The organism is Pseudomonas vanderleydeniana, assembly GCF_014268755.2.
GTDB classification, from domain to species: domain Bacteria; phylum Pseudomonadota; class Gammaproteobacteria; order Pseudomonadales; family Pseudomonadaceae; genus Aquipseudomonas; species Aquipseudomonas vanderleydeniana.
Map to the genome: position 1 here is coordinate 4,162,399 of NZ_CP077093.1, position 14,517 is coordinate 4,176,915.

The 14,517-nt window shown below is 64.2% G+C and carries 14 protein-coding genes and 1 pseudogene; 10 read left to right on the forward strand and 5 right to left on the reverse strand.

The features are described 5' to 3' along the window. Nucleotides 1-15: 15 nt before the first annotated feature. Both HU752_RS18480 and preA read left to right on the forward strand, forming a co-directional pair. Complete coding sequence (locus HU752_RS18480) at nucleotides 16-1,383, forward strand: NAD(P)-dependent oxidoreductase (RefSeq protein ID WP_186683470.1); 1,368 nt, start codon at nucleotides 16-18, stop codon at nucleotides 1,381-1,383. Next, nucleotides 1,384-2,658 carry an NAD-dependent dihydropyrimidine dehydrogenase subunit PreA gene (preA, locus tag HU752_RS18485; protein ID WP_186683469.1) on the forward strand — a complete coding sequence of 425 codons (1,275 nt, stop codon included), beginning with the start codon at nucleotides 1,384-1,386 and terminating at the stop codon, nucleotides 2,656-2,658. It begins immediately after the preceding gene. Between the two features lie 151 nt (nucleotides 2,659-2,809). Here preA and HU752_RS18490 read toward each other — a convergent pair whose 3' ends face one another. Next, nucleotides 2,810-3,430 (reverse strand): TetR/AcrR family transcriptional regulator, encoded by a 621-nt coding sequence (locus tag HU752_RS18490; RefSeq protein WP_186683468.1) that lies wholly within the window; start codon nucleotides 3,428-3,430, stop codon nucleotides 2,810-2,812. Nucleotides 3,431-3,592: 162 nt separating this feature from the next. On the opposite strand from HU752_RS18490, the pseudogene HU752_RS18495 reads away from it, so the two are divergent. Next, nucleotides 3,593-3,796 (forward strand): annotated as a pseudogene (locus HU752_RS18495) (helix-turn-helix domain-containing protein); the annotation flags it as partial. A 27-nt stretch (nucleotides 3,797-3,823) separates the two neighbouring features. On the opposite strand, the gene HU752_RS18500 reads toward HU752_RS18495, so the two are convergent. Continuing rightward, the gene (locus HU752_RS18500; RefSeq protein WP_186683467.1) at nucleotides 3,824-4,423 is read right to left on the reverse strand and encodes a flavin reductase family protein; all 600 of its coding nucleotides are present in this window, start codon (nucleotides 4,421-4,423) and stop codon (nucleotides 3,824-3,826) included. 157 nt (nucleotides 4,424-4,580) lie between these two features. On the opposite strand from HU752_RS18500, the gene HU752_RS18505 reads away from it, so the two are divergent. The 3 genes from HU752_RS18505 to HU752_RS18515 all read left to right on the forward strand — a co-directional run bounded on the left by HU752_RS18505 (nucleotide 4,581) and on the right by HU752_RS18515 (nucleotide 7,538). Then, entirely contained in the window at nucleotides 4,581-5,282 is a 702-nt protein-coding gene (locus HU752_RS18505) for a 2OG-Fe(II) oxygenase (RefSeq protein ID WP_186683466.1), read from the forward strand. A gap of 104 nt (nucleotides 5,283-5,386) precedes the next feature. Beyond that, entirely contained in the window at nucleotides 5,387-6,466 is a 1,080-nt protein-coding gene (ada, locus tag HU752_RS18510) for a bifunctional DNA-binding transcriptional regulator/O6-methylguanine-DNA methyltransferase Ada (RefSeq protein ID WP_186683465.1), read from the forward strand. Between the two features lie 142 nt (nucleotides 6,467-6,608). After that, nucleotides 6,609-7,538, forward strand: a complete 930-nt coding sequence (locus HU752_RS18515) for an AEC family transporter (RefSeq protein ID WP_186683464.1) — start codon at nucleotides 6,609-6,611, stop codon at nucleotides 7,536-7,538. 7 nt (nucleotides 7,539-7,545) lie between these two features. Here the strand turns inward: HU752_RS18515 and HU752_RS18520 are convergent, their stop codons facing one another. Further along, nucleotides 7,546-8,457, reverse strand: coding sequence for a LysR substrate-binding domain-containing protein (locus HU752_RS18520; RefSeq protein WP_186683463.1), 912 nt, complete (start codon nucleotides 8,455-8,457; stop codon nucleotides 7,546-7,548). Nucleotides 8,458-8,638: 181 nt separating this feature from the next. Between HU752_RS18520 and HU752_RS18525 the strand changes: the two genes are divergently transcribed. Next, entirely contained in the window at nucleotides 8,639-9,937 is a 1,299-nt protein-coding gene (locus tag HU752_RS18525) for a dicarboxylate/amino acid:cation symporter (RefSeq protein ID WP_186683462.1), read from the forward strand. Nucleotides 9,938-9,960: 23 nt separating this feature from the next. Further along, on the forward strand, nucleotides 9,961-11,493 hold the full coding sequence (cuyB, locus tag HU752_RS18530) for a cysteate racemase (protein WP_437182378.1): 1,533 nt from the start codon (nucleotides 9,961-9,963) through the stop codon (nucleotides 11,491-11,493). Here cuyB and HU752_RS18535 read toward each other — a convergent pair. Beyond that, complete coding sequence (locus HU752_RS18535) at nucleotides 11,443-11,997, reverse strand: TetR/AcrR family transcriptional regulator (RefSeq protein ID WP_186683461.1); 555 nt, start codon at nucleotides 11,995-11,997, stop codon at nucleotides 11,443-11,445. The two genes, cuyB and HU752_RS18535, sit on opposite strands and share 51 nt — an antisense overlap. Before the next feature lie 101 nt (nucleotides 11,998-12,098). Between HU752_RS18535 and HU752_RS18540 the strand changes: the two genes are divergently transcribed. Continuing rightward, the gene (locus HU752_RS18540; protein WP_186683460.1) at nucleotides 12,099-12,881 is read left to right on the forward strand and encodes an SDR family NAD(P)-dependent oxidoreductase; all 783 of its coding nucleotides are present in this window, start codon (nucleotides 12,099-12,101) and stop codon (nucleotides 12,879-12,881) included. A gap of 134 nt (nucleotides 12,882-13,015) precedes the next feature. Here HU752_RS18540 and HU752_RS18545 read toward each other — a convergent pair whose 3' ends face one another. Next, a complete protein-coding gene (locus tag HU752_RS18545; RefSeq protein WP_186683459.1) occupies nucleotides 13,016-13,912 on the reverse strand; it encodes a DMT family transporter in 897 nt (298 codons plus the stop codon). A 132-nt stretch (nucleotides 13,913-14,044) separates the two neighbouring features. Between HU752_RS18545 and HU752_RS18550 the strand changes: the two genes are divergently transcribed. Beyond that, nucleotides 14,045-14,482, forward strand: coding sequence for an Lrp/AsnC family transcriptional regulator (locus HU752_RS18550; protein ID WP_186683458.1), 438 nt, complete (start codon nucleotides 14,045-14,047; stop codon nucleotides 14,480-14,482). The last annotated feature ends 35 nt before the right edge of the window (nucleotides 14,483-14,517 follow it).

Below are 14,517 nucleotides of genomic sequence, written 5' to 3' on the forward strand. Positions count from 1 at the left end.
CGTGAGGCCTTCACCGTGATCAAGACCCTGAGCCACCTCCCCCGTCCCAGTGAATCCCCGGCCGCCCTCGCCGCCCATTTCAGCGACCTGGCCCCACCTCTCAACGCACGCCAGGCCCACCTGGAGGCCTCGCGTTGCCTGTACTGCTACGATGCGCCGTGCGTCAACGCCTGTCCCAGCGATATCGACATCCCGTCGTTCATCCGCAACATCCACCAGGACAACGTACAGGGTGCCGCCCAGAAGATCCTGTCGGCCAATATCCTGGGCGGCAGTTGCGCGCGGGTCTGCCCCACCGAGATTCTCTGCCAGCAGGCCTGCGTGCGGAACAACAGCCACGAATGCGCGCCGGTGCTGATCGGCCTGCTGCAACGCTTTGCCATCGACAACGCGCACTTCAGCAGCCACCCATTCCAGCGCGCAGCCAGCACCGGCAAACGCATCGCCGTGGTCGGCGCAGGTCCTGCGGGACTGTCCTGTGCCCACCGGTTGGCGATGCACGGCCATGACGTGGTGATTTTCGAGGCCCGGGAAAAAGCCGGCGGCCTCAATGAATACGGGATCGCCAAGTACAAGCTGGTGGACGACTTCGCCCAGCACGAACTGGAGTTCCTGCTGCAGATCGGCGGCATCGATATCCGCCACGGGCAGAAACTGGGCAGCAACCTGACATTGAGCGAGCTGCACCAACAGTTCGATGCGGTGTTCCTCGGCCTGGGGCTGGCCGCCAGCCGTCGGTTGGGCCTGGCTGACGAAGAGGCACCGGGACTGCTGTCGGCCACCGAGTACATCAGCGAGCTGCGCCAGGCCGAAGACCTCAGCCAACTGCCGCTGGCCAACCGCTGCATCGTCCTCGGCGCCGGCAATACCGCCATCGACATGGCGGTGCAGATGGCCCGCCTCGGTGCCCAGGACGTCAACCTGGTGTACCGCCGGGGCCTGGAGGACATGGGCGCCACCGTCCATGAGCAGGAAATCGCCAAGGCCAACCAGGTCCGCCTGCTGACCTGGGCCCAACCGGACACGGTACTGCTCGATGAGCAAGGCCAGGTTCGCGGCATGCGCTTCGCCCGCACCCACCTGGAAAACGGACGGCTGCAGCGCACCGGGGAAACCTTCGAACTGGCAGCCGATGCCATCTTCAAGGCGATCGGGCAGACCTTCGATGACAGCGCCCTGGACGACCCGCTGGCCCGCCAACTGCAACGCCAGGGCGATCGCCTCCTGGTTGACGAGCAACTGCGCACCAGCGTGCCCGGCGTGTACGCCGGCGGCGATTGCACCAGCCTGGGCCAGGACCTGACGGTGCAGGCCGTGCAGCACGGCAAGCTGGCCGCCGAGGCCATTCACACCCAACTCATGCTCAATGTGGAGGCTGCATAAATGGCCGATCTTTCGATTGTCTTCGCCGGTATCAAGGCCCCCAACCCGTTCTGGCTGGCCTCCGCACCGCCTACCGACAAGGCCTACAACGTGGTCCGGGCCTTCGAGGCCGGCTGGGGTGGCGTGGTCTGGAAAACCCTCGGCGAGGATCCGGCGGCGGTCAACGTGTCGTCGCGCTACTCGGCGCACTTCGGGCCCAACCGCGAGGTCATGGGCATCAACAACATCGAACTGATCACCGACCGCTCGCTGGAGATCAACCTGCGCGAGATCACCCAGGTCAAGAAGGACTGGCCGGACCGGGCGCTGATCGTCTCGCTGATGGTGCCCTGCGAGGAGCAATCGTGGAAACGCATCCTGCCGCTGGTGGAGGCCACCGGGGCCGATGGCATCGAGCTGAACTTCGGCTGCCCGCATGGCATGCCGGAGCGTGGCATGGGGGCGGCGGTGGGCCAGGTGCCGGAGTATGTGGAAATGGTCACCCGCTGGTGCAAGACCTATTGCTCGCTGCCGGTGATCGTCAAGCTGACGCCGAACATCACCGATATCCGCCTGTCCGCCCGTGCCGCCCATCGTGGTGGCGCCGATGCGGTGTCGCTGATCAACACCATCAACTCCATCACCAGCATCGACCTGGAACGCATGGTCGCCCTGCCCATGGTCGGCAGCCAGAGCACCCACGGTGGTTACTGTGGTTCGGCGGTCAAGCCGATTGCCCTGAACATGGTCGCCGAAATCGCCCGCGACCCGCAGACCCGAGGCCTGCCAATCTGCGGCATCGGCGGTATCGGCAGCTGGCGTGACGCCGCCGAATTCGTCGCGCTCGGCTGTGGCGCGGTGCAGGTGTGCACGGCGGCGATGCTGCACGGTTTTCGGATCGTCGACGAGATGAAGGACGGTTTGTCACGCTGGATGGACAGTCACGGCTACACCAGCCTGCAGGATTTCTCCGGCAAGGCGGTGGGCAACACCACGGACTGGAAGTACCTGGACATCAACTATCAGGTGATCGCCCGGATCGATCAGGACGCCTGTATCGGCTGCGGTCGCTGCCATATCGCCTGCGAGGACACCTCGCACCAGGCCATCGCCAGTCTGCGCAAGGCCGATGGCACCCATGGCTATGAGGTGATCGACGCGGAATGCGTGGGCTGCAACCTGTGCCAGATCACCTGCCCGGTGGAGAACTGCATCGAGATGGTGCCCCAGGCGACCGGCAAGCCGTTCCTGGACTGGAACCACGATCCGCGCAACCCCTATCGAGTGGCCTCCTGACCAGCAAACACCGCCTCGCCCTGTAGGCGCCGGCATGCTGGCGATAGCAATCTGCCGGCCGCCCCCGTGCTGGCTGATAGTCCGCTATCGCCAGCAAGCCGGCTCCCACGGGACGGGGCAGTGTCTCGATATCTTGTGGAAATCGCAGGAATCAGGGCTCCAGCCCGATTCCTCGCAGGATCACCTGGGTCACTGTCTGTACGGCCCTTTCGAACTGCATGTCCGACAGCGGCTGGTGTTCGTTGAGAATCGTCACCTGGTGGCTGAAGTCGGCATAGTGCTGGGTCGAGGCCCAGATCATGTAGAGCAGGCTCGACGGCTCTACCGGCAGGATGCGGCCATCCTCGACCCACTGGCGAATCTTGGCCTCCTTCATCTTGGCCCAGTCATAGAGGCTCAGGTCCAGGGTCTCGCCCAGGGTCGGCGCACCGTGGATGATTTCATTGGCCCAGACCTTGGAGCCGTAGGGCCGGCTACGCGAATGATTCATCTTGGCGCGGATATAGCTGCTCAATACCACGCGCGGATCGTCGAACATCTCGAAGCACAGCGCATCCTGCTTCCACACCTCCAGCAGGTCGAGCAACACCGCGCTGTACAGTTCGCTCTTGGTGCTGAAGTAATAGTGCAGGTTGGAACGCGGCAGTTGCACTTCTTCGGCAATATCGGCCATGGCCGTGCCACCAAAGCCCTTCTCGGCAAAGACCTTCTCCGCTGCGAGGAGAATCTTCTCGACGTTACTGCGACGAATCCCACTCTTGTGATTGCCCATGTGGGCTCCCTGAAAACGACTTGTCCCAAGACTAACACCCGTTCAGGGCCCGCGGTATAGCGCGGTTGGGGGACAAACCGGTCCTGCCATGCCAGCGGCAGGACCGGCCGTGCTCAGCAGTCGCAGCGGATGGCCGAGTGCTGTTCAACCGGCAGCCCGGTCGGCACCACGCCCAAGGCCTGGCTGCAGCACGAACGCCTGGCCAGGGCGCGCGAGTTGCTGGAGAGTGGCCACGAAAGCAGCGAGCGTATTGCCGAACAATGCGGCTACCGCTGCGTCGAGACGTTCCGGGTCGCCTTTCGCAACCGGGTGGGCTTGCCCCCGTCGGTGTATCGCGAACGTTTCGGCCAGGCACAAAGACCTTGAACCACGCAGGCCACTAGCGGCGCTGATTCACAGCTGCAGCACCTGCCCGTCCACGGCGTCGCCGATCGTGAGGAAATGCCCACCGGCGACGTGGTGCAAGGTGCGCAGGCTGTCATGCCCCTCGAAATGCCAACGCCCGTCACTGAACACCCGTGAGTCGGCCTGGGCGGCAATCACCTCGCCAAGGAACAGGTCGTACTGCTCCTGGTTGTGCGGCTCGGGCAACAGGCGGCATTCGAGCCAGGCGACACAGCCCTCCACCAACGGCGCATCGAGTCGCTCGCCCTTGAAGGTTTCCAGGCCGTAGGCGTCGAACTTGTCACGGCCGTGGCTCTTGCTCAGCTCCAGGCCGGAGGTGGTGCCGACGGTTTGCGCGACATTAGCCTGGGCGACGCAGGGCACGTTCAGCACGAAGGTGCCCGAGGCCTCGAGCAGGCGTCGGGTCCAGGTCGACTTGTCGAGCACCACCGCCACCTTCGGCGGCTCGAAGTCCAGCGGCATGGCCCAGGCGGCGGCCATGATATTGCGCTGCCCGTCGTGTGCCGCGCTGACCAGCACGGTCGGGCCGTGGTTGAGCAGACGATAGGCTTTGGACAACGGCACGGCAAGGCGGTGGACAGCGGACATGGACGAGAAATCCTGACAGGGTAAAGCCAGCATCCTAGGGGAGCGCGCAGAAGAAACACAGCCCCGCCAAGGTAATTCAAGCGCAAGAGTCGGAGTGTCGCGAGTGAGGGGGGCGACGCAGACTGCAGGCCTGGACACTCTTCAAGGCCCTCACACCATGCACACCCTAACACACGCACTCGACTGGCAAGCGATCAGCCATGACCTCGACCGGCAAGGCAATGCCCTGCTCCCCGGCCTGCTCAATCCCGAGCAATGCCACGAGCTGGCCACCCTGTACTCGCAGAAAGCCCCCTTTCGCTCACGGGTGGTCATGGCCCGGCACGGTTTCGGCCAGGGTGAATACCAGTATTTCAGCTATCCGCTGCCGCCTCTGGTCCAGCAACTGCGTACGGCGCTCTATCCGCCCCTGGCGTTGATCGCCAACGACTGGAACCGCCGCCTGCAACGCGACGATGTCTATCCGATCACCCACCAGGGACTGCTGCAGCGCTGTCATGCCGCCGGTCAACAGCGACCGACACCCTTGCTGCTGCAGTACGGCGCCGGCGACTACAACTGCCTGCATCAGGATCTGTACGGCGAACAGGTGTTTCCCCTGCAGGTCGCCATTCTGCTGTCCAGGCCGGGGCAAGACTTCACCGGCGGTGAATTCGTCCTGACCGAGCAGCGCCCGCGCATGCAGAGTCGCCCCCAGGTGGCCGCCCTTCGACAGGGCGACGCACTGATCTTCGCGGTGTCCCAAAGGCCGGTGGAAGGCGCCCGCGGCTGCTACCGGGTCAACATGCGCCATGGTGTCAGCCGCGTGCACACGGGGCGCCGGCACACCCTGGGCATCATCTTTCACGACGCGACCTGACAAGCCGCCGGCAAACGGTAGAATTCAACCGCAAGACTCGGAGTTTGCCGTTTTCGCCACGGCCGCAGACTGAGCGAAACCGGCTAGTCCGACAGGAGAACAGCATGAACACTTCGACCCAGGCCACTTCCCGCCAGGCCAGCAGCGTGGAAAACGATCCACGCTGGCAGGCGGTGCTGAACCGCGATGCCAGCGCCGACGGCGACTTCGTCTATGGCGTCAGGACCACCGGCGTGTACTGCCGTCCCAGCAGCAGTGCCCGCCGGCCACGCCCGGAGAATGTCGAGTTCTTCGACAACGCCGAACTGGCCGAGGCCGCCGGTTATCGACCCAGTCGTCGAGCCGCGGCCGACCAGACCAGCACTCACCAGCAGCAGGTGGCGCTGGTGACCCGTGCCTGCCAGTTGATCGAGGCGTCGGACAGCACACCCTCACTCAACCCCCTGGCCGAACAACTGGGGCTGAGCCCGTTTCACTTCCACCGGGTATTCAAGGCCCACACCGGCCTGACACCCAAGGCCTATGCCGCCGCCCACCGTGCCGGCAAGCTGCGCACGCAACTGGCCCGCGCCGGCTCGGTCACGCAGGCACTGTACGATGCCGGCTTCAACGCCAGCAGTCGTTTCTACGAGGCCAGCGATGCGGTACTGGGCATGAAGCCCTCCGACTACCGTGCCGGCGGCAGCAACAGCGAAATCCGCTTTGCCATCGCCCAGTGCTCCCTCGGGGCGATCCTGGTGGCGCAGAGTACGCGCGGCGTCTGCGCGATCCTGCTGGGCGATGATCCGCAGGTGTTGGCCAGGGACCTGCAGGACAAGTTCCCCAAGGCCGAATTCATCGGTGGCGATGCCGGGTTCGAACAATTGGTGGCCAAGGTGGTGGGGTTCGTCGAGGCGCCGGCGATCGGCCTCGACCTGCCCCTGGACCTGCGCGGAACGGCCTTCCAGGAGCGGGTCTGGCAGGCCTTGCGCACGATCCCGGTGGGCAGCACGGCCAGTTATGCCGAGATCGCGAAAATGATCGGCGCGCCGAAGTCATTCCGTGCCGTGGCCCAGGCCTGCGGGGCGAACAGCCTGGCGGTGGCGATTCCCTGCCATCGCGTGGTGCGCAGCGATGGTGACCTGTCCGGCTATCGCTGGGGCGTGGAACGCAAGCGGCAGTTGCTCGACCGCGAGGCCCAATGAAACCCAACGGGCGTGCCGGAACAACCGGTGCGCCCTGGCAGGGCTTTCCTGAGCCACCGCGGCAAAGAAAGATTGCAAGCTAACGATCTCCCCCCTTACCCTTCCCCACCCCCACCTGCGCATGCCCAAGGCTTGAGCTTCGATGTCTTCCGTATTAAGTGTCCTGCTGCCCATCTTCGCCCTGATCCTGGTCGGCTTCATCTGCCGTCGCACCCACCGCCTGGGCCCCAACGCGGCCTCGGAGATCAACCGCATGGTGGTCTGGCTGTGCCTGCCGGCACTGCTGTTCAAGGCCACGGCGACGGCCACCTGGGAGCAGATCTGGCATCCGGGATTCGTGCTGGCCTTCACCCTGAGCACCCTGGCGATCTTCGTCCTGACCTTGCTACTGCGCTGGCGCAAGGCCGGGCATTTCGCCGATGCCAGTATCGATGCCCTAAGCGCTTCCTATGCCAATACCGGCTACATCGGCATCCCGCTGTGCGTGATGGTGCTCGGCCAGAATGGCCTTGAACCGGCGCTGATCGCCTCGTTGCTGGTGGTCTGCGTGTTGTTCGGCCTGGCGCTGGTGTGCATCGAGATCGGCCTGCAGGCCGAGCGCCAGGTGCACCGCATCGTGTTCAAGGTGCTGCTGGCGCTGGCGAAGAACCCGCTGGTGGTGTCGCCACTGCTCGGTGCGCTCTGGGCCTGGGGCGGCGCCCCCTTGCCGGCACCGTTCGAGAAATTCCTCAGTCTGCTGGGCGCAGCGACCATTCCCTGTGCGCTGATTTCCCTCGGGCTGTTCCTGGCGCACAAGCAACAGGGGCCTCGCCAGGGCGTGAGCCTGCTGGTGCTGCTCAAGTTGGTGGCGCATCCCCTGCTGACCTGGTTCCTGGCGTTCAAGGTGTTTGACCTGCCGCCGCTGTGGGCCCATTCGGCACTGCTGCTCAGCGCCCTGCCCACCGGCACCGGTCCGTTCATGCTCGCCGAATACTACAAGCGTGAAGCCTCGCTGGTCTCGAGCACGATCCTGATCTCCACCCTGGGCTCACTGCTGACCCTGTCGATCTGCCTGTACCTGATCGGCAACTGAGGCGCGCTCAGGCAGGCCGGCGCTCGGCCTCCAGCGACTTCCACAACTCGCGCATGGTCGGGTTGGCATTGGCCACCGAGCAATAGGAACGGATTTCCAGCCCGGCGCTCCAGTCCGGGCCACCGGCGCGAACCAGGGTGCCCTTGTGCAACTCATCCTGCACCGCACTTTCGGGCAGCCAGGTCACGCCATATCCCTCCTGGGCCATCTTCATCAGCAGCATGGCCATGTCGGCCTCATAGCAGCGATCCAGCAGGCAGGGCGTTTCGGCATTCTTCAGGATCACGTCCACCACCCGCCCCAGGAAGGTGGTCGCGGTGTAGGCCAGGTATGGCAGCGGCGCCTGCTTCTTCCCGGGCAAGGCATGCAGCGGCTTGCCGCGCTTGTCCGGTGCCGAAACCGGGATCAGCGAATCATGCCCCAGGGTCAGGCTGATGAACTTCTCGGGATCGAGCAGGATCGGTGCCTGAGGATGATGGTAGCCGATCATCAGGTCGCAGCCGCCTTCGGCCAGGGCGATGACCGCGTCATGAATGTTGGCGGCCACGACCCGCGCATTGAAACCGGCGTTCCCCCGCTGGAAACGCATCAGCCATTTGGGCAGGAAGGTCATCGACAGGCTGTGCCCGGCGGTCACCTGGATCGAACGCCCGGGCATCCGGTCGCCACGGCGCAGGGTCGCGCGCAACTCCTGCAGGTCGGCGAGGGTTTCCCGCCCCTGCTCGCAGAAAGTCCGGCCGGCGGCCGTCAGTTGCACCGGGTAGGTGCCGCGATCCACCAGCTCCACCCCGACCCACTCCTCCAGCGAACGGATCCGTCGCGACAGCGCCGACTGGGTGATGCAGCGCACCTCGGCGGCACGGGAGAAGTTCTTCAGTTCGGCAACCGCCAGGATGTCGTCTATCCACTTGATCTGCATGGTGATTCCCGCTGCTGAGGAAAGGTGGGCATAAGCAGCCGCCAGTGTCAGGCAATCACCGTCGGCAAACTATTCCGATTACGCATCAGTGTATGGCATTTACTCATCATCGAGCCCTTCCCCCCGCCATAGACTGGCCCCGTGACAAAAAAAACAACGAACTGTCATTGAGGGTGCTCCTGTGAACAGCAAACGACTTCCCAAGCAAATCGCCCTGGCGATTGTCCTCGGTATCCTGGTGGGCTGGGCCTGCCATCATTACTCCAGCGATGCCAAGGCGGCCAAGGAGCTGGCCGGTTACTTCAGCCTGGTGACGGATATTTTCCTGCGCATGATCAAGATGATCATCGCCCCATTGGTCTTCGCCACCCTGGTCGGCGGCATCGCCAGCCTCGGCAGCTCGCATTCCGTTGGCCGCATCGGCCTGCGGGCGATGCTCTGGTTCGTCAGCGCCTCGCTGCTGTCGCTGCTGATCGGCATGCTGCTGGTCAACCTGTTCCAGCCCGGTGCCGGACTGAACCTTGCGCTGCCGACTGCCAGCACTACGGCGGCACCGGTAAACGTCGGCGACTTCAGCCTCAAGGCCTTCATCAGCCATGTATTCCCGCGCAGCATCGCCGAGGCCATGGCGAACAACGAGATCCTGCAGATCGTGGTGTTCTCGCTGTTCTTCGGTTTTGCCTTGTCCTTCCTGAAAAGGCAGGGCTATGCCGGCATCAGCAACCTGGTGGATGAGCTGGCGAAGATCATGTTCCGCATCACCGACTGTGTCATGTGCTTCGCCCCGGTCGGTGTGTTCTGCGCCATCGCTGCGGCGATCACCACCGAAGGCCTGGGGCTGTTGCTCGACTACGGCAAGCTGATCGGTGAGTTCTATGCGGGCATCCTGGTGTTGTGGGCCATCCTGTTCGGTGTCGGCCGCCTGTTTCTCGGTCGTTCGGTGTGGCGCCTGGGCAAGCTGATCCGCGAACCGGTGCTGCTGGCGTTCTCCACGGCCAGCAGCGAGTCGGCCTACCCCAAGACCATCGAGGCGCTGGAGAAATTCGGCACCTCGAAACGGATCTCCAGCTTCGTGCTGCCGCTGGGCTACTCGTTCAACCTGGACGGCTCGATGATGTACCAGGCCTTCGCCGTGATGTTCATCGCCCAGGCCTACAACATCGACCTGAGCTTCACCCAGCAGGTGCTGATCCTGCTGACCCTGATGGTCACCAGCAAGGGCATGGCCGGGGTGGCCAGGGCTTCGGTGGTCGTGGTCGCGGCAACCCTGCCGATGTTCAACCTGCCCGAGGCCGGCCTGCTGCTGATCCTCGGCATCGACCAGTTCCTCGACATGGCTCGCACCGCCACCAATATCGTCGGCAACAGCATTGCCACCGCCGTGGTGGCGAAGCTGGAGGACGACAAACAGCCCACCGTGGCCGCCGTTGAGCCGGCTACTACCGTGCCAAGCGCACCCACCGCACAATCCCTGGCCTGAGCAGGGCCATGAAGAGCATTGCCATGAAGAACCGCGTCATGAACACGAAAAAACTCTCGTCTCCCGGCAAGACCTTCGGCATCGTCGGGGGGCTTGGCTCACTGGCCGGCGCCGACCTGTTCAACAAGCTGGTCAGCAGCCGCGCGGTGCTCGCCGACCAGGGACGCTATCACTTTCTGTTCGAGCAGCACCCGTTCAAGGACGTGCTGCTGCCGCTGGACCGCGACGCCAGCATGCACTCGCGCAAGTTCTACGCCTTCCAGATGTGCCAGTCCCTGGAAGCGGGTGGAGCCGACGCGATCCTGCTGCCGTGTATTGCCAGCCATACCTTTCTCCAGGAGATCCAGGCCGAGCTGGGTATAGCGGTGTTCGACCTGTTGCACGCCCTGCGCCAACAGGTCGAGCGCAGCCTGCCCCACGGTGGCCGGCTGGGCGTGTTGACCTCGGACTATGTACGCCATAGCGGGCTGTTCGAACGCTACTTCGGCGACCGCCACGAACTGGTCTATCCCGATGCGCAGAACCAGGCACGACTGATGGAGGCCATGTACGGCGTCGATGGGGTCAAGGACGGCCAGTTCGAGGGTGCCCCGCTGGAGCATCTGCACCAGGTCTGTCAGGAACTGCAGGAGCAGGACGTCGCGCTGATCCTGCCAGGCCTGACCGAGCTGTCGTTGGTCAGCCAGGACCTGCAACGGCGTGGCATCGCACTGCTTGATGCCAACCGGGTCTACGCCGACTACGCGACCCGGGCCAGCGACCCGGTGCCCGAGCCGCGCTTCAAACTGGGTATCGTCGGCGGCGTCGGCCCGGCGGCCACGGTCGACTTCATGGCCAAGGTGATCAGGCACACACCGGCGGACAAGGATCAGGATCATATCCGCATGGTGGTCGAACAGAACCCGCAGATCCCCGACCGCACCGCCAACCTGCTACACCAGACCACCGATCCGAGCATGGCGCTGTATGCCACCTGCAAGCGCCTGGAACAGGAAGGCGCGCATGCCATCGCCATCCCGTGCAATACCGCCCACGCCTTCGTCGAGCGTATCCAGCCGTACCTGAAGACGCCGATCATCAACATGCTCAGCGAGACCGTCAGGCATATCGCCGAGCAACAGGGTGCCGGCAAGACCATCGGCCTGCTGGCGACCTCGGGAACGGTGCAGAGCCGCGTGTACCATGACGTCGCCGAGCGACTGGGGCTACGACTGATCGTGCCGGCCCCGGACAAGCAGGCGCTGGTGATGGCGGCGATCTACGGTGAGCACGGTGTCAAGGCCGGGCACACCGAGGGCCTGTGCCGCGAGCAGTTGCTCGACGCCGCCAACCACCTGTGCCAGGCCGGCGCCTCGGTGTTGATCCTGGGCTGCACCGAACTGCCGCTGATCCTGCCGCATGCCGAATGCTTCGTGCTGGACAGCGGCGTGGTCAGCCTGGTCGATCCCACCGCCCTGCTCGCCCTGCGCTGCGTGCAGCAGGCGCTCGAAACCGGGCCGCAGCGGTCAGCCGAGCCGGTTTTTCTCCAGCAGCCAGTCGCGGCTGTCATCGAGTAGCTGTGCGGCCAGTTGCGGGTTGTCACACACCCGCGCCAGGACCAGGGCACCGACCATCGTCGCCAGGCTGCCGGTAGCGGCGCGACGAACGGCCTCGGCGGAATCTCCCGGCATGTCCTGCGCCAGGCGTTCGAGTTGCCCGGCAATGCTACGGGTCATCTGCGCCCTGGCCTCATCGGACTGGCGCCGGGTTTCCGCGGCAAGCCCGGCCAGCGGGCAGCCACCGGCGCAGTCGTCACGGTGAGGGCCGCTGAGATAGCGTTCGATATAGCCCGCCAGGTCGCCGCCCACCGCCGGTGAGGTTGTAGCCACATAGGCCAGAGCCTCGACCACCAGCTCATCCTTCGAGGCGAAGTAGCCATAGAAACCGCCATGGGTCATCCCGGCGGCCTTCATCACCTGGGCAACGCTGACCGACTCGTAGCCATGCTCGCGAAACAGCCGGCCAGCGGCTTCAAGGATCTTCAGGCGGTTTTGCGCAACCTGCTCACGACTGACTTTCATCAGAACCTCCGTTGATAGGCTTGACAGTATACATGACGAACATCATATTTAATAAACATGATGACCATCATGATTAAATCGAGCCAACGAGGATTACTGCGATGACCGTCAAACCCACTGTTCTGATCACGGGTGCATCCACTGGTATCGGCGCCGTTTATGCCGACCGTTTCGCCAAGCGTGGACACGACCTGGTGCTGGTCGCCCGGGACAAGTCGCGCCTGCAGGCCTTGGCCGAGCGCCTGCAGGCAGAAACTGGCGCAAAGGTTGAAGTGCTGCAGGCCGACCTGACCGATGCCGCTGACCTGGCAGGGATCGAGGCGCGGGTCAGGGACGATGCCAATATCGGCATCCTGGTCAACAATGCCGGGATGAGCGGCGCCGGCAGCTTCATCGAACAGACACCGGATGCGGTCAGCCAGGTGATCGACCTGAACATCACCGCCCTCGCCCGCCTGAGCAATGCCATCGCGCCACGTCTGGTCCGCAGTGGTGGCGGCTCGATCATCAACCTCGCCTCGGTGGTCGGCCTGGCGCCGGAGCTGCAGATGAGCGTGTACGGTGCAACCAAGGCCTTCGTGTTGTTCCTGAGCCAGGGCTTGAATATCGAACTGGGTACCAAGGGGCTGTATGTCCAGGCCGTGCTGCCAGCGGCCACCCGCACCGAAATCTGGGAACGCTCCGGCAAGCGGATCGAGGACCTGTCAGCGGTGATGGAGGTCGACGACCTGGTGGATGCGGCACTGGTGGGCTTCGATCGTCGCGAGACCGTGACCATTCCACCGCTGCCGGACGAAGGCCAGTGGCAGGCCCTGGAGGCTGCGCGCCTGGCGATGTTGCCCAACTACCTGCAGGTGCTGCCGGCAGCGCGCTACCGCGCCTGACCCACTGCCTCGCTGACTCACCGTCCCTGTAGGAGCCAGCTTGCTGGCGATAGCGGCCTCACTGGCGCCAAGGAACTCAATGGATGGACGCCTTCAGCGGATCGCCAGCAAGCTGGCTCCTACAGGTACAGCGGTCAGCTGCGGGCAGCAACCCGGCGGCTCCAGGGTGTCCAGCCTTGCTGCATACCCGCTGCGGCCAGCAGGATCGCGATCACGCCCAGCCACTGCAGCGGCTGCAAGTGGTGGCCGAAGGCGAACCAGTCGACGAAAATCGCTGCGATCGGGTAGATGAACGACAGCGCACCGGTCAAGGCCGTCGGCAGTTTCTGGATCGCACCGTACAGCAGCACATACATCACACCGGTATGGACGATGCCCAGGGTCACCAGGCTCCCCCAGGCGCTGGCCTCGACCGGCAGCCCCGAGAGGTTCGCCCAGGGTGCCAGCAGCAAGGTCCCGGTGGTGACCTGGATCAGCGCGATCAGGTGCGGTGGCGTGCCGACCAGGCGCTTGATGATCAACGCGGCAAAGGCATACAACAGCGCCGCCCCCAGGGCCAGGGCGATGCCCAGCAGATAGTCGCCACCACTCTCCCCCTGCTGGCCGTGGGCACTGACGATTGCCAACATTCCGGCAAAGGCCAGGCTCAGCCAGAACAGCTTCTGCACGGTGATCCTCTCGCCGAGAAACAGCGCCGCCAACCCCACCAGCATGAATGGCTGGACGTTGTACACCGCCGTACCGATGGCGATCGAGGCGCGCGAATAGGAGGCGAACAGCAGGACCCAGTTGCCGACGATTGCCACCCCGCTGAGGACCGCCAGCACAAACGTGGTGCGACTCAGCAGACCGGGGCGCAGAAAACCCATGGCGGCGCAGATCGCCAGCAGGGTCAGCGCGCCGAACAGGCAACGCCAGAACACCACGTCCAGTACCGGCTGGCCCGACACCAGCACGAACCAGCCGATGGTTCCCGAGATCAGCATGGCCGCGATCATTTCCAGCGACCCGCGATGCAGTGATTGAGACATGATTGGACTCCTTGGCAGATGGCAACAGTATGCCAAGCACCTGCGCAGGCTCTCCAGCGACTATAAAAGGCTAAACTTCGATTTTGCCTTTATGATCAAGGCAAATTCTCCTGATCACCTTACGAGACCATAATGACTGACGCCATCGACCAACTCCTGCTCGCGGCCCTGATGGAAGACTCCCGGCGTTCGCTCAAGGCCCTGGCACAGATCAGCGGGCTCTCTGCCCCCAGCGTCGCCGAGCGCTTGCGCCGCCTGGAGGAGCGTGGGGTGATCAAGGGCTACACGCTCGAAGTCGAGCCGCGCTCCTTTGGCTACCAGTTGCAAGCCATCGTACGGATCCGCCCGCTGCCCGGTCAGTTGCACGAGGTGGAACGGCAGATTCAGGCGATTCCCGAGTTCACCGAGTGTGACAAGGTCACTGGCGACGACTGCTTCATCGCCCGCCTGCACGTACGCGACATGGAACAGCTGGATACCCTGCTCGACCGATTGAACGGCCATGCCGAGACCAATACCGCGATCGTCAAGAAAACCCCGGTGAAGCGGCGGTTGCCACCGATGGCGTGAAATGAATGCGCCACCTGCATCGTGGCCGGCAAATG

What these genes read in the sequence shown, in the direction of transcription:
- ada (WP_186683465.1), top strand. Translation starts at nt 5,387, where the DNA reads ATGAACACTTCGACCCAGGCCACTTCCCGCCAGGCCAGCAGCGTGGAA.
- HU752_RS18490 (WP_186683468.1), bottom strand. Translation starts at nt 3,430, where the DNA reads ATGGGCAATCACAAGAGTGGGATTCGTCGCAGTAACGTCGAGAAGATT.
- HU752_RS18550 (WP_186683458.1), top strand. Translation starts at nt 14,045, where the DNA reads ATGACTGACGCCATCGACCAACTCCTGCTCGCGGCCCTGATGGAAGAC.
- HU752_RS18540 (WP_186683460.1), top strand. Translation starts at nt 12,099, where the DNA reads ATGACCGTCAAACCCACTGTTCTGATCACGGGTGCATCCACTGGTATC.
- HU752_RS18535 (WP_186683461.1), bottom strand. Translation starts at nt 11,997, where the DNA reads ATGAAAGTCAGTCGTGAGCAGGTTGCGCAAAACCGCCTGAAGATCCTT.
- HU752_RS18505 (WP_186683466.1), top strand. Translation starts at nt 4,581, where the DNA reads ATGCACACCCTAACACACGCACTCGACTGGCAAGCGATCAGCCATGAC.
- HU752_RS18545 (WP_186683459.1), bottom strand. Translation starts at nt 13,912, where the DNA reads ATGTCTCAATCACTGCATCGCGGGTCGCTGGAAATGATCGCGGCCATG.
- HU752_RS18515 (WP_186683464.1), top strand. Translation starts at nt 6,609, where the DNA reads ATGTCTTCCGTATTAAGTGTCCTGCTGCCCATCTTCGCCCTGATCCTG.
- preA (WP_186683469.1), top strand. Translation starts at nt 1,384, where the DNA reads ATGGCCGATCTTTCGATTGTCTTCGCCGGTATCAAGGCCCCCAACCCG.
- cuyB (WP_437182378.1), top strand. Translation starts at nt 9,961, where the DNA reads ATGAAGAACCGCGTCATGAACACGAAAAAACTCTCGTCTCCCGGCAAG.
- HU752_RS18500 (WP_186683467.1), bottom strand. Translation starts at nt 4,423, where the DNA reads ATGTCCGCTGTCCACCGCCTTGCCGTGCCGTTGTCCAAAGCCTATCGT.
- HU752_RS18520 (WP_186683463.1), bottom strand. Translation starts at nt 8,457, where the DNA reads ATGCAGATCAAGTGGATAGACGACATCCTGGCGGTTGCCGAACTGAAG.